The organism is Corynebacterium sp. NPDC104732, from assembly GCF_055583565.1.
Genome location: NZ_JBVJNS010000020.1, coordinates 1 through 12,790, shown reverse-complemented (window position 1 = coordinate 12,790; position 12,790 = coordinate 1). Strand labels below are relative to the sequence as shown.

The window sequence follows — 12,790 nt, the reverse complement described above, 5'->3', positions numbered from 1 at the left end:
CTTAAGCAGCAAGCGACGCGCGACGAGCTAAACCTGGGTGATCAAGCCGCGTGCGGGCGTAGTAAAACGACGAGGAGGCAAGACCTAAAAACCGCAACGTTTCCGCCACAGCAAATCCCTGGGCGATCACACCAACAGCGATCCGGGTGATGTCTTTAACACCCCATGTCGGGGCGTGGTCTTTTCCCAGGCGGATGATCCCTTCTTCGACCAGTTTTTGCCGCTGGGCAAGCACGGCGTAGGCCAGTTGCTGCTGACGTAAAATCTTCTTCAGCTCATCCGGGTTGCTGGTGAGTTTGTCCATGTCAGGGGCGGCGAACATGTCAGCGCCTGGGATGTGCTTCGGGATGGATTCCAGCAACTGCACATCCACGCCTTGCGTTTGTAGCCAAACATAAAGCTGTTGGTGCATGCGCTGCTTGTGCGCGCCTCGACCGGTGGTGGCGGCGCGGTGGTTTGTCTTTTTTGTTTCATCCACGGCTTTGATAATGGCAGCAACGAGCTCATCGAAGGGGATGTTGTGCGGTGTGTCAACGACATCGCTGTATAGCCGGCACCACTGTCTGATGCGCACATCACTGGGGCCGAAGGTGCGTGACAAGGCTGCCCACGAGGTGGGGTTGTGAAGGTAGGTCGCGACAACAGGGGCGATGAATTCGGAGGAATAACGCTGGTACCTACGTCGAGGAGTAACAGGTTGGTCGGTAGGCATAGTTTGAAGGCTTTCTCCCGGTGTGGGCACCGGGCTTGGTGCCGCGTAAAACCTTCCAAGAAAACGTCCGCAGTCCCTCCGCGATCCCGAACTTCGGGAGGGTAATGTCAGGGCCAACGTAGAAACCACATGCCAGGCCTCGTGAATAGCGCAAAGCCAAGTGCATACAGCCCACTGTCGCACAGGTGCCAAAAGTCACCACAGGAAACACCGCAGCCCCGCTCTCCGAAGAGAACGGGGCTGCATTTTAGCTGTGCCCTCGAGAGGATTCGAACCTCCGACCTTTGGTACCGGAAACCAGCGCTCTATCCCCTGAGCTACGAGGGCGGGTCGCGTTGCGACTAAGGTGCTACACCTAGCACCTCGCGTTGCGGCGACGTGCCGAGTTTAGCACCTCGCCGCCGCGAGACTGAAATCAGGATACGTAAATCACGATCAGGGTGCGTGGACCGTGGACACCTTCGACGCGATTGAGTTCGATGTCGGAGGTTGCGGATGGTCCGGAGATCATGGTGTTAGGTACTGCCGGGTCAAGGCGACCGACCATCTCGGGTACCGAGTAGACCACGTTGGCCTTGCGTACGAGGCAGATATGGACGTCGGGGACGAGGGTGAGAGCGCGGCGGCCGCAGACGTCGTTGGCTGCGAGGCAGATAGTGCCGGTTTGTGCGGAGGTGACGTGGGAGTCGGTGACGACGGCGTCGACGTCATTGAGCCCGCGGGGGTCGGTGTCAGAGGAATCTGGCGTGGCGACCCCGCCGAACTCCGCGAACAGGGACTCGGGGAGCCCTGGGGCGTGTACGACGGTCTGTGCGCCCCGATCGCCCAGGATACGGGCGATGGTTGCGGGCAGGTCGGCCTCCGTGGATTCTTCTACGATTGCTTTGTAATCGACGAGCCTGTCGATCAGGATTTCCCGCAGTTCCTCCTCCGAGTGGGTGAAGGTGGTGTGGTAGTCGCGTGGCACGGGGTGTGGCCCGGGCGGGGTTCCAGCGAGTTGGTGCGCGTTGCGGATGCGCTCCAGTATTTCCTGCTTTGCGCTAGTCATTGGGGATGCCTTTCTCGCGGGCGTTGGCAAGCAGTGCTTGGCCCTCTTTGCTGTCGAACCAGGTGCGGAAGCTCTTCTTTGGCGGGACTGGGGTGTCGCGGACCTTTGTCCAGCCGCCGAGGAAGCTTGGGAGTTTATCGATCTTGCCGTTGAATCCACCGAGGATACGGCCCATGAAAATGACCTTGGTGACGAGGCTCCACACGTGCTGGTTGCCGAAGGTCAGGCCGACAGCATCGAAAATCAGGTTCTCGATTGGTGGTTTGGCGTCGGTGATCTTCTTGTGGCGCAACTCGAGGAGCACGTCGGTGATCGGGATCTTCACCGGGCATACTTCGTTGCATCGGCCGCACAGCGTCGAGGCGTAGGCGAGCGAGGCATTCGGATCGTGGTGATCATTGAATCCGGTCAGCTGCGGGGTCAGGATCGCGCCGATGGGGCCCGGGTAGGTGGAACCGTAGGCGTGGCCGCCCGCGCGCTCGTAGACCGGGCAGACATTCAAGCAGGCAGAGCAGCGGATGCACTTCAGCGCTTCGCGGCCAATGGCGTCGGCAAGCACGGCGGTGCGACCGTTGTCCACGAGCACCACGTGGAAGTTCTGCGGCCCGTCGCCCTCGGTGACACCCGACCAGGTGGAGACGTACGGGGCTTGGCGCTCGCCGGTGGAGGAACGGGGGAGGAGCTGCAGGAACACTTCAAGGTCTTTGAAGGTAGGCAGCAGCTTTTCGACGCCCATCACTGAAATCAGCGTCTCCGGGAGGGTCAGGCACATGCGGCCGTTACCCTCAGACTCCATGATGGCAATCGTTCCGGTTTCGGCAATGCCGAAGTTTGCGCCCGAGATAGCGACCTTCGCCTGCATGAACTGCTGGCGGAGGAAGGAACGGGAGGCTTCCGCCAAGTCAGCGGGTTCCTCGGTGAGGGATTCGTCGGTGTTAGGCATCTCCCGAACGAAGATTTCGCGGATCTCCTGGCGGTTGCGGTGGATCGCGGGAACCAGAATGTGCGAAGGGCGGTCCTTGCCCAGCTGGACGATGAGCTCCGCGAGGTCAGTTTCCTGGGCGTGGATGCCGACCTTCTCCAGCTGCTCGTTGAGGGCAATTTCCTGCGTCGCCATGGACTTAATCTTGACGACATTCTTCTCGCCCGTCTCTTGCACCAGTTTGGTGATGATTTCGCCGGCTTCCTTGGCGTCCCGCGCCCAATGCACGTGCCCGCCCTTGGCGGTAACGGCGGCCTCAAACTGCTCAAGCAGTTCCGGGAGCCGAGCCAGGACGTCGCGCTTGATGTTGGAGCCAGCCTCGCGCAGGTCCTGCCAATCGTCCAGCTCGTCGACGACGTTCTGCCGCTTGCCACGAATGGTGGTGGTGGCCTTGTTCAGATTGCGACGCTGCGTTTCATTGTGCAGCGAGGTCTTGACGTTTTCCGTAAAGAGGTGGTCGCCGCGCAGCAAACTGATGTCAGCAGCGTGCGGTGGCACGGTTGGGGTTCCGAGTTCGACTTTCACAGCATGGCCTCCTTGCCATACACAGCTGACGTTGGGGACCAAGGATGTTCCTTGGTAGATGCCAGGATTTCTGCCAGGTGCAGCACGCGGACACCGGTCTTGTCGCGGGAGAGGCCACCGCCGATGTTCATAAGACAGGAGGCGTCACCGGCGGTGACGTACTCAGCGCCGGTCTCCACCACGTGGCGGACCTTGTCGTGCATCATGGCTGCGGATACATCTGGGTTCTTCAGGGAGAAGGTGCCACCGAAGCCGCAGCATTCTTCGACGTTGGGCAGCTCGCGAAGGTCGATGCCTTCCACGTTGCGCAGCAGACGCAGTGGGCGATCGCCCACCTCGATGAAGCGGAGGGAGTGGCAGGAAGCGTGGTAGGTCACCGAGTGTGGGAAGTAGGATCCGAGCTGGTCGGTGCCTGCGATATCGATGAGGAATTCGCTGAGGTCGTACGTCTTCGCAGCTGCGATCTTGGCCCCGCTGGCCAGCGCGGAATCTCCGTAGCGGTTCGCCACGTGCTCGTGCTGCTCTCGGACGGCGCCAGTACAGGAGCCGGAGGGGCACACCACGTAGTCGATGGAAGAATCAGCGAACGCGTCGACGTAGTTGCGGATCTGCGGGATCGCTTCCTTTTGGTAGCCGGTGTTGACGTGCATCTGGCCACAGCAGGACTGCTCGGGAGGGAATACGATGTCGTAACCCAGGCGGGACAGGATGACCGCGGTGGCTTTCACTGCATCGGGGAACATGACGTCACCGATGCAGGTGGAGAAGAGGGCAACTCGCATGAGTGTTCCTTTGTTGTATTGCGGGCAAAGTCAAAAGAAATAGAAAAGTATTTAGTTACTTAAATCGCGCGATTTCTATGGACCAGTATACCGGGAAAATGTGCGGTGGGGAAGTTGAGATATTTCATGATATTATCCAGCTACCAGCACTTATGTATTTATCTAAATGTATCCAATGTCATGTTTTTGCAACTTCTCGCTCGGGGGTGCCCCTTGCTAGCCTGGGAAGGAAAATGTTTGTAATTCGCATATAAAACAAACAAAAGCCCAACTTGGAGGGTTAAATGCCACAGGAATCTGTGTTTGTACCGGCTGTTGACGCAGTTGCGGGTAGTCTGCCGCTAACAGCTATTGTGGGGCTCGCCCCGTTGATTGTGTTTTTTCTATTTCTCATGGGGCTGAAGCAGTCTGCATACGTTTCCGCAGCTGCCGCGCTGGTCACCGCCCTCCTCGGAGCGGTCGTCGGTTTCGGGATGCCCGCTAAGCTCGCGGCGCTGTCCATGTCCGAGGGGCTCATGTTCGGTCTGTTCCCTATCGTGTTCATCATCTGGATGGCGGTCTGGATCTATGACCTCACCGTCCGGGCGCATCGCTTTGAGGATCTGCGTCAGATTTTCGCGGCACTTGGCCGGGGCGATCAGCGCGTTCAGGCGCTGCTCATCGCGTTTTCCTTCGGTGGCTTGCTGGAAGCTCTCGCGGGCTTCGGTGCTCCCATCGCGATCGTGACGGCGATGCTGCTGGCCATCGGTATCAAGCCGCTGCGTGCGGTGATTACGACGCTGGTAGCTAACACCGCTCCTGTCGCATTCGGAGCCATGGCTATTCCTGTGACGACCGCGAGTATTTTGTCCGAACAACCACTTCATGACGTTGCAGCCACCACAGGCAAGCTCATGGCGATCCTCGCCGCAGTAGTTCCATTCGTGCTGTGCTTCGTCCTTGATGGTTCGCGCGGTTTTCGACAGATTTGGCCGGTCGCGGTGGTGCTGGGCGCAACATTCTCTGGCGGCCAGTTCCTCGCGTCGAACTACCTCACCTACGAGCTAACCAACGTCGTGGCCAGCCTGCTGTCGCTGTCGGTCGGCATTGCTTTCCTTAAAATGTGGGCGCCAACGACCCCAGAGGAGCAGGCCTCTGCCGTGTCGGCATCGCCGCTCACCGCGCAGCGGACTACCTTGGCGCTGTTTCCTTATGTGCTGGTGGTTGTGGTGTTCGGCGTCGCGAAGCTGTGGCGAATCGGGGTGGACATCCCTGCGTGGCTGCAGAGCACGGACATTGCGATCGCGTGGCCCGGCCTGCACGGCAAGATCCACAGCAACGGCACGATGTTCAACGTCAACTGGCTCTCCGGGCCGGGCACGTTGCTGCTGCTGTGTGGCCTCGCCACCGCTGTGGTCTACGCGGCCACCGACCGCGAGTTCACCGTCGGTGGGGCGCTGCGCGAGCTTATCGACGGCCTGAACCGCATGAAGTTCAGCTTCCTCACCATCGCTCTGGTCATGGCACTGGCATATGTGATGAACTTCTCGGGCCAGACGACAGCGATCGGTGCGGCCTTGGCCACCACCGGGTCGGTGTTCCCACTGCTTTCTCCGGTGCTCGGCTGGGTTGGTACCGCGGTGACAGGATCTGCCACCTCTTCCAACGCCCTATTCGCAAACATGCAGGCCAGCACCGCGGAACGCATTGGCGCAAACCAGACCTTGCTGGTTTCGGCGAACGCTGCTGGTGCGGTCACCGGTAAGATGCTGTCCCCACAGACCGTTTCCATCGCGGCGGCCGCCGCCAAGATGGACAATGGCGAAGCGCAAATCATGCGCGCAATTGCAGGTTTCTCCTTCGGCCTGCTGGCGTTCATGTGCGTCGTGGTGTTCCTGTTTGCCTAAACCTTCGGCAAATTCTGAGTCGCCGTCAGTGGTGCATTAGGATAGACCACCGTGACTCCTGCAGATTTAAGTAACCTCATCAAGACCACCGCCACCACCGTCCTAGAGGACAAAGAACTGGACGTAACCGTTCTCCCGGAGACCGTGGTGGTGGAGCGCCCTCGCAACCCCGAACACGGCGATTACGCAACGAACCTTGCGCTGCAGATCGCCAAGAAGCTCGGGGTGAACCCACGCGAGCTGGCTAGTTGGCTGGCTGAGGCACTGGGCAGCGATGACGCCATCGACGTTGCTGAAATCGCCGGACCTGGCTTCCTCAATATTCGGCTGGCCGCCGCTGCACAGGGTGGCATCGTCTCCACTGTGCTGGCAGCAGGGGATGCCTACGGGCATAACGACTCTTACCAGGGACTCAAGGTCAATCTGGAGTTCGTCTCCGCTAACCCCACCGGCCCGATTCATCTCGGTGGCACCCGCTGGGCCGCAGTGGGTGACTCGCTGGGGCGCGTCCTCGCTGCCAACGGCGCTGAGGTCACCCGCGAGTACTACTTCAACGACCACGGCGGTCAGATCGACCGCTTTGCTCGCTCCCTCGTTGCCTCCGCGAAGGGTGAGCCCACTCCTGAGGATGGCTACGCCGGCGCCTACATCGAAGAAATCGCAGCCGCGGTTGTTGCTCAGAATGCAGGAGTTCTGGAGCAAGAACCAGCACAGATGCAGGAAACCTTCCGCGCCTGTGGCGTGGAGATGATGTTCGCCCACATCAAGGAGTCCCTGCACGAGTTCGGCACCGACTTTGATGTGTACTTCCACGAAAACTCCCTCTTCGAATCGGGTGCCGTGGACCGCGCCGTGGAGATGCTCAAGGCCAATGGCAACCTGTACGAAAACGAAGGCGCCTGGTGGCTGATGTCCACCGACTTCGGTGATGACAAGGACCGCGTCGTCATCAAGTCTGACGGTAACGCCGCCTACATCGCCGGCGACATCGCCTACGTGGTGGACAAGATTGAACGCGGCCACGACCTGTGCATCTACATGTTGGGCGCCGACCACCACGGCTACATCGCTCGTCTTAAGGCAGCAGCCGCGGCCCTGGGATACAACCCGAATGCCGTGGAAGTGATGATCGGTCAGATGGTCAACCTGGTCCGCGACGGCAAGGCAGTGCGCATGTCCAAGCGCGCCGGCACCGTCATCACTCTCGACGACCTGGTCGAGGCCGTGGGTGTCGATGCAGCGCGCTACTCCCTGATCCGGTCCTCGGTGGACTCCTCCCTGGATATCGATATGGGGCTGTGGGCGTCGCAAAGCAGCGAAAACCCGGTCTACTACGTGCAGTACGGACACGCCCGGCTGTGCTCCATCGCTCGTAAGGCCGCTGAGGTGGGCGTCGCGGTGAGCACCGACAACCTCGACCTCCTCACCCACGAGCGCGAGGGCGAACTTATCCGTACGCTGGGTGAATTCCCAGCCGTCGTGAAGTCCGCAGCAGAGCTGCGCGAACCGCACCGCATCGCGCGCTATGCCGAAGAACTCGCTGGCAGCTTCCACCGCTTCTACGACACCTGCCAGATCCTGCCCAAGGCCGATGAAACCGAGCAGCCTATCCATGGCGCTCGCCTGGCGCTGGCAGCCGCGACCCGCCAGACTCTAGCCAATGCGCTTGGCCTCGTCGGAATCACCGCACCGGAAAAGATGTAATGACCTTTAACGAACTCCCAGCACACGTCTGGCCACGCACTGCGCGTCGGGAAGAAGACGGCATTGTCACCATCGGTGGCGTACCACTGACCGAACTCGCCGAAGAATACGGCACGCCCTTGTTTGTCGTGGACGAGGACGATTTCCGGTCGCGCTGCCGCGATATGGCAGCTGCGTTCGGTGCCGAGAAGGTGCACTACGCCTCCAAAGCGTTCCTGACCACCACGGTTGCCCGCTGGGTGGATGAAGAGGGCCTAAGCCTGGATGTCGCCTCGCCCAATGAACTCGGCATCGCGCTGGCCGCCGGATTCCCCGCCGAGCGGATCACCGTGCACGGCAACAACAAATCCGCTGCCTTCCTCACAACGTGCGTGACGGAGGGCGTCGGCGCCGTCGTTCTAGACAACGCCGCTGAACTGGAACTGCTAGACCTGATCGCAGCTAAGCACGACACCATCCAAAAGGTGCTGGTGCGGGTGAAGCCCGGTGTGGAGGCACACACCCACGAAATGATCGCGACCGCCCACGAAGATCAGAAATTCGGTTTCTCCCTCGCATCCGGCTCCGCGTTCGCCGCTGCGGGCGCCGCGATCACCGCGGAGAACCTGGACCTTGTGGGGCTGCACTGCCACGTGGGTTCTCAGGTGTTCGACGCCACCGGCTTCGCACTCGCTGCCGAGCGCGTGCTGGGGCTGGTGAGCCAGCTCCACGAGGAATACGGACACCAGCTCGCCATCCTGGATCTCGGTGGTGGCTACGGCATTGCCTACACCGCTGACGAACAGCCATTGAACGTGGCCGAGGTGGCACGCGACTTGATCGATAAGGTGAGCAGTCATGCCGCCCAGCTGGGCCTTGAGACCCCGCATGTGATGGTGGAGCCAGGCCGCGCGATCGCGGGACCGTCCACCGTGACCCTGTACGAGGTGGGCATGATCAAAGACGTGCACGTCACCGACGAAAAAACCCGTCGCTACATCGCCGTGGACGGTGGCATGAGCGACAACATTCGTCCAGCGCTGTACGGCGCACAGTACGACGGCCGGGTGGTCAGCCGCTTCGTGGACGGGGAACCGACCGCGACGCGTGTTGTCGGCAGCCACTGCGAATCCGGGGACATCCTTATCAACGATGAGCAGTACCCCGACGACATCACCACCGGCGATTTGTTCGCGCTGGCAGCGACCGGCGCCTACTGCTATGCCATGTCCTCCCGATACAACCAATTCGGCCGACCAGCAGTGGTCTCCGTCCGTGGCGGGCGCACCAAGCTGATGCTGCGCCGGGAGACCCTGGAGGACATTCTCGCTCTAGAGGGGTAACCCTCGTGGTGGCCGTGCGAATAGTCTGCAATAATGTGGAAGTTATTCGCACGCAACTCTAGGGGATTTTTCGATGGGTAAAAAGACTACAGTAGGCATCGCCATTCTTGGCCACGGTACCGTAGGTAGTGAAGTCCTCCGCTTGATGGGCGAATACTCCGAGGACCTTACTCATCGCATTGGTGGCGAGCTGGAGATTAAGGGCGTCGCAGTATCCGACCTGGACAAGCACAAGGATTCTCCTGCCGCGCACCTGATGACTACTGACGCCATGAGCCTCATTAACCGTGAGGACGTTGACATCGTCGTCGAGGTCATCGGTGGCATCGATTACCCACGCCAGCTCGTGCTCGCTGCCCTCAACGCCGGCAAGTCAGTAGTGACTGCCAACAAGGCGCTGGTCGCGGCTCACGCAGCCGAGCTCGCGGAGGCCGCTGATGAGGCTAACGTCGACCTGTACTACGAGGCAGCTGTCGCCGCGGCGATCCCAGTGATCGGCCCACTGCGTCGTTCCCTGGCAGGCGACCGCGTGAAGTCCGTGATGGGCATCGTCAACGGCACCACCAACTTCATTCTTGACGCGATGGACTCCACCGGCGCGTCCTACGATGACATGCTCGCGGAGGCCACCCGCCTCGGCTACGCAGAGGCCGATCCAACCGCTGATGTCGAGGGCTACGACGCCGCCTCCAAGGCCGCCATCCTGGCGACCCTGGCATTCCACACCCGCGTTACCGCAGACGACGTCTACCGCGAGGGCATTTCCAAGATCACCGCTGCGGACATCAACGCAGCGAAGAACGCGGGCCACACCATCAAGCTGCTCGCCATCTGCGAGCGGGTCGGCGACACCGTTTCCGCCCGCGTCCACCCAACCCTGATTCCACGGGACCACCCACTGGCCAGCGTGAACAAGTCCTTCAACGCGATTTTCGTAGAGGCAGAAGCCGCTGGTCGCCTGATGTTCTACGGAAACGGTGCCGGTGGCGCCCCAACCGCCTCCGCCGTGCTCGGTGACCTGGTGGGAGCGGCCCGCAACAAGGTGCATGGCGGCCGTGCCCCAGGCGAATCCACCTACGCCAACCTGAAGATTGCCGACTTCGGTGATGTCAGCACCCGCTACCACGTGGACATGGACGTCCATGATCAGCTGGGCGTCCTTGCTCGCATTGCAGAGCAGTTCTCCAACGCTGGGATCTCCCTGCGCACCGTTCGTCAGGAGGAAAAGGGCGAGAACGCCCGCCTGATCGTGGTCACACACCACGCCTACGAGCGTGACCTCGCGGGGGTAGTGGAAAAGTTGAAGTCCATGGACGAAGTAAAGTCTGTTAACAGCGTAATCCGACTGGAGAGTGAGTAAGAATGAACGCAGTTCACCGTGGCTGGGCAGGCCTGATCAACGAATACCGCGAGTACATGCCGTTCGGCGATGACGTCGAGGCTGTCACTCTGCTGGAAGGTGCCACCCCGCTGATCCGTGCTAACTACCTCTCCGACCTCCTCGAATGCGAGGTGTACCTAAAGGTGGAGGGTGCCAACCCTACCGGTTCTTTCAAGGACCGCGGCATGACCGTGGCCGTGACCGACGCTGTACACCAGGGCAAGAAGGTCCTGATGTGTGCCTCTACCGGTAACACCTCCGCATCCGCAGCAGCGTACGCCGCCCGCGCCGGAATCAAGTCCTGCGTCCTGATCCCAGAAGGCAAGATCGCCATGGGCAAGCTGGCACAGGCCGTGATGTACGGCGCAGAGATCATCCAGGTCAAGGGCAACTTTGATGACTGCCTCGAACTGGTACAAAAGACCTGCGTGGAGTACCCAGAGATCGCACTGGTGAATTCCGTGAACCCGATGCGCATCGAAGGCCAAAAGACTGCCTCCTTCGAGATCATCGACGTCCTGGGAGATGCCCCTGATATCCACGCGCTGCCAGTGGGGAACGCGGGCAACATCACCGCCTACTGGAAGGGCTACAAGGAATTCCACGACGCTGGCAAGTCCACCAAGCTGCCACGCATGTTCGGTACCCAGGCTGCGGGCGCGGCTCCGCTGGTCAGTGGCGCGCCTGTGCTGGAGCCAGAGACCATCGCTACCGCGATCCGCATCGGTAACCCAGCGTCCTGGAACGGTGCGATGAACGCTAAGGAAGAATCCAACGGTCGCTTCCACGCAGCTACCGACGAGAAGATCCTGGAAGCGTACCGCCTAGTCGCTGCCAAGGAAGGCGTGTTTGTGGAGCCTGCTTCCGCAGCGTCGGTGGCCGGTATCCTAGCCGCGCACGAAGAGGGCCTGATTGAGAATGGCCAGACCATCGTCTGCACCGTAACGGGTAACGGTTTGAAGGACCCAGACACCGCGCTGCTGTCCATGACCGAGCCGCACCCAATCGAGGTTGACGCCGCTGCCGTAGCCGAGGCTTTGGGACTCAAATAACATGCGTCAGCTTTCCATCGGCACCACGGTGCACGTTCGTGTCCCAGCCTCGTCTGCGAACCTGGGACCCGGCTTTGACACGCTGGGGCTGGCGCTGGGGCTTTACGACGACCTCACCGCCGAAGTCATCGCCGAAGGTTTGGAACTCACCATCGAAGGTGAGGGCGCAGACATTCTGCCTCGCTCCGAAAAGCATTTGGTGATCAAGGCCATCCGGCTTGCCCTGGCCGAAGCTGGGGTAGCGGCGCCTGGGCTGAAAGTCCACTGCGTGAACCGGATTCCGCAGTCGCGCGGACTAGGTTCGTCGGCGTCGGCAGCTGTCGCGGGTGTGGCTTTGGGCAACGCGCTGGCCGGAAACGTGCTGACGCAGGAGCAGGTCGTTCACCTGTCGGCCACGTTCGAAGGACATCCCGATAACTCCTCGGCGTCTGTCCTCGGCGGGTTCGTGGTTTCCTGGACCGAAAATAATGACGGTGCCACGGAATTTAAAGCCGTATCCGTGCCACCATTCCCTGGGCTGCGGGCGACGGCGATAGTGCCGGAGACCTATGCGTCGACAAGCGAGGTGCGTCGCGTGCTGCCGGCGTCGGTGCCGCATATCGACGCCCGGTTCAACGTCGCCCGATGCGCACTCCTTACCCATGCCATCCAACACGATCCAGCGCTGCTCGTGGAAGCTACCAGGGATCGCCTCCACCAGGGCTACCGAGCGAAGGCGCTTCCTGTGACGACGCAGTGGGTGGAGAAGATGCGCGACCGTGGCTTGGCTGCCTTCGTTTCTGGTGCCGGGCCCACCGCGTTAGCGCTGCATGTGGAGGATTTCCCGCAGGACCTTCGGGAAGAGGCACTCGCAGCGGGGTTGCGGGTCATGGACCTCGACATCGTTGACGGTGTTCAAGTAACAGTCGAAAAATAGCCTGCGAAACTGATCTCGTCTACCTATAATGTCGAGGTGAGCGAAAACAAAACCGCCTCGAAATTCGTGTCCTACCTCGCCTCGGACTTGTTGACCTCCGGGAACATCATGTTGGTTGCTGCCGTGGGCGTCGTGGGATTGCTGGGACTTTCCGGCGGTTTCGAGGCCGCTGAACCTGCGGGCATGACAAAGCTGAGCGCTGTCTCGGCCAGTGGTCAGACGGTGGAGACCACCCCATACACCGTCGTCGTCGGCCAGTCTCGCGTCGTCGACGGCAGAATTGAGGTTCCGCTGTCGATTACGGGCTCTTCCGGTTTTAGAGTGCGTTGATCTTGTCCTGTAGTTGTCCGGAGTGGATCAGGCACCGCAAGATGTAGTGGTTGAAGTTTCGGAATCCCAGGGCGATCCCCCGTAGGTGCTCGAGCCTGCCGTTGATGGCCTCGACCGGCCCGTTGGACGCCCCGATATCGAAGTAGGCGA

Annotated in this window: 12 protein-coding genes and 1 tRNA gene; 7 read left to right on the top strand and 6 right to left on the bottom strand. The window is 60.8% G+C overall.

Annotated elements, in window-relative coordinates:
* Position 1: 1 nt before the first annotated feature.
* The 5 genes from ACZ6ZO_RS11345 to ACZ6ZO_RS11325 form a co-directional block, all read right to left on the bottom strand.
* Positions 2-712 carry a hypothetical protein gene (locus ACZ6ZO_RS11345; protein ID WP_465292716.1) on the bottom strand — a complete coding sequence of 237 codons (711 nt, stop codon included), beginning with the start codon at positions 710-712 and terminating at the stop codon, positions 2-4.
* 254 nt (positions 713-966) lie between these two features.
* Positions 967-1,039, bottom strand: a tRNA-Arg gene (locus tag ACZ6ZO_RS11340).
* An 88-nt stretch (positions 1,040-1,127) separates the two neighbouring features.
* Positions 1,128-1,760, bottom strand: coding sequence for a LutC/YkgG family protein (locus ACZ6ZO_RS11335; RefSeq protein ID WP_465292714.1), 633 nt, complete (start codon positions 1,758-1,760; stop codon positions 1,128-1,130).
* Positions 1,753-3,267, bottom strand: coding sequence for a LutB/LldF family L-lactate oxidation iron-sulfur protein (locus ACZ6ZO_RS11330; protein ID WP_182385873.1), 1,515 nt, complete (start codon positions 3,265-3,267; stop codon positions 1,753-1,755). Before ACZ6ZO_RS11330 ends, ACZ6ZO_RS11335 begins: the two co-directional genes overlap by 8 nt.
* A complete protein-coding gene (locus tag ACZ6ZO_RS11325; RefSeq protein WP_208767683.1) occupies positions 3,264-4,049 on the bottom strand; it encodes a (Fe-S)-binding protein in 786 nt (261 codons plus the stop codon). The genes ACZ6ZO_RS11330 and ACZ6ZO_RS11325 overlap by 4 nt, the downstream gene beginning before the upstream one ends.
* A gap of 299 nt (positions 4,050-4,348) precedes the next feature.
* Here ACZ6ZO_RS11325 and ACZ6ZO_RS11320 point away from each other — a divergent pair, with 299 nt between their 5' ends.
* From ACZ6ZO_RS11320 to ACZ6ZO_RS11290, 7 genes are all read left to right on the top strand, one after another.
* Complete coding sequence (locus ACZ6ZO_RS11320) at positions 4,349-5,935, top strand: L-lactate permease (RefSeq protein WP_208769200.1); 1,587 nt, start codon at positions 4,349-4,351, stop codon at positions 5,933-5,935.
* Positions 5,936-5,986: 51 nt separating this feature from the next.
* Positions 5,987-7,639, top strand: coding sequence for an arginine--tRNA ligase (gene argS, locus ACZ6ZO_RS11315; protein WP_465292711.1), 1,653 nt, complete (start codon positions 5,987-5,989; stop codon positions 7,637-7,639).
* Positions 7,639-8,961: a diaminopimelate decarboxylase gene (lysA, locus tag ACZ6ZO_RS11310; protein ID WP_465292709.1), complete on the top strand. Its 1,323-nt coding sequence runs from the start codon at positions 7,639-7,641 to the stop codon at positions 8,959-8,961. The genes argS and lysA overlap by 1 nt, the downstream gene beginning before the upstream one ends.
* A 73-nt stretch (positions 8,962-9,034) precedes the next feature.
* Positions 9,035-10,321, top strand: coding sequence for a homoserine dehydrogenase (locus tag ACZ6ZO_RS11305; RefSeq protein ID WP_417925444.1), 1,287 nt, complete (start codon positions 9,035-9,037; stop codon positions 10,319-10,321).
* Positions 10,322-10,323: 2 nt separating this feature from the next.
* Positions 10,324-11,394: a threonine synthase gene (gene thrC / locus ACZ6ZO_RS11300; RefSeq protein WP_465292706.1), complete on the top strand. Its 1,071-nt coding sequence runs from the start codon at positions 10,324-10,326 to the stop codon at positions 11,392-11,394.
* A gap of 1 nt (position 11,395) precedes the next feature.
* Complete coding sequence (gene thrB / locus ACZ6ZO_RS11295; protein WP_182385879.1) at positions 11,396-12,310, top strand: homoserine kinase; 915 nt, start codon at positions 11,396-11,398, stop codon at positions 12,308-12,310.
* Positions 12,311-12,346: 36 nt separating this feature from the next.
* A complete protein-coding gene (locus tag ACZ6ZO_RS11290; RefSeq protein ID WP_465292704.1) occupies positions 12,347-12,640 on the top strand; it encodes a hypothetical protein in 294 nt (97 codons plus the stop codon).
* Here the strand turns inward: ACZ6ZO_RS11290 and ACZ6ZO_RS11285 are convergent.
* The coding region (locus ACZ6ZO_RS11285; RefSeq protein ID WP_465292740.1) for a transposase at positions 12,627-12,790 on the bottom strand (164 nt) is incomplete at its 5' end. The two genes, ACZ6ZO_RS11290 and ACZ6ZO_RS11285, sit on opposite strands and share 14 nt — an antisense overlap.

Coding starts and splice junctions, on each gene's coding strand:
- ACZ6ZO_RS11345 (WP_465292716.1), bottom strand. CDS start 712: ATGCCTACCGACCAACCTGTTACTCCTCGACGTAGGTACCAGCGTTAT.
- ACZ6ZO_RS11335 (WP_465292714.1), bottom strand. CDS start 1,760: ATGACTAGCGCAAAGCAGGAAATACTGGAGCGCATCCGCAACGCGCAC.
- ACZ6ZO_RS11325 (WP_208767683.1), bottom strand. CDS start 4,049: ATGCGAGTTGCCCTCTTCTCCACCTGCATCGGTGACGTCATGTTCCCC.
- lysA (WP_465292709.1), top strand. CDS start 7,639: ATGACCTTTAACGAACTCCCAGCACACGTCTGGCCACGCACTGCGCGT.
- ACZ6ZO_RS11305 (WP_417925444.1), top strand. CDS start 9,035: ATGGGTAAAAAGACTACAGTAGGCATCGCCATTCTTGGCCACGGTACC.
- thrC (WP_465292706.1), top strand. CDS start 10,324: ATGAACGCAGTTCACCGTGGCTGGGCAGGCCTGATCAACGAATACCGC.
- thrB (WP_182385879.1), top strand. CDS start 11,396: ATGCGTCAGCTTTCCATCGGCACCACGGTGCACGTTCGTGTCCCAGCC.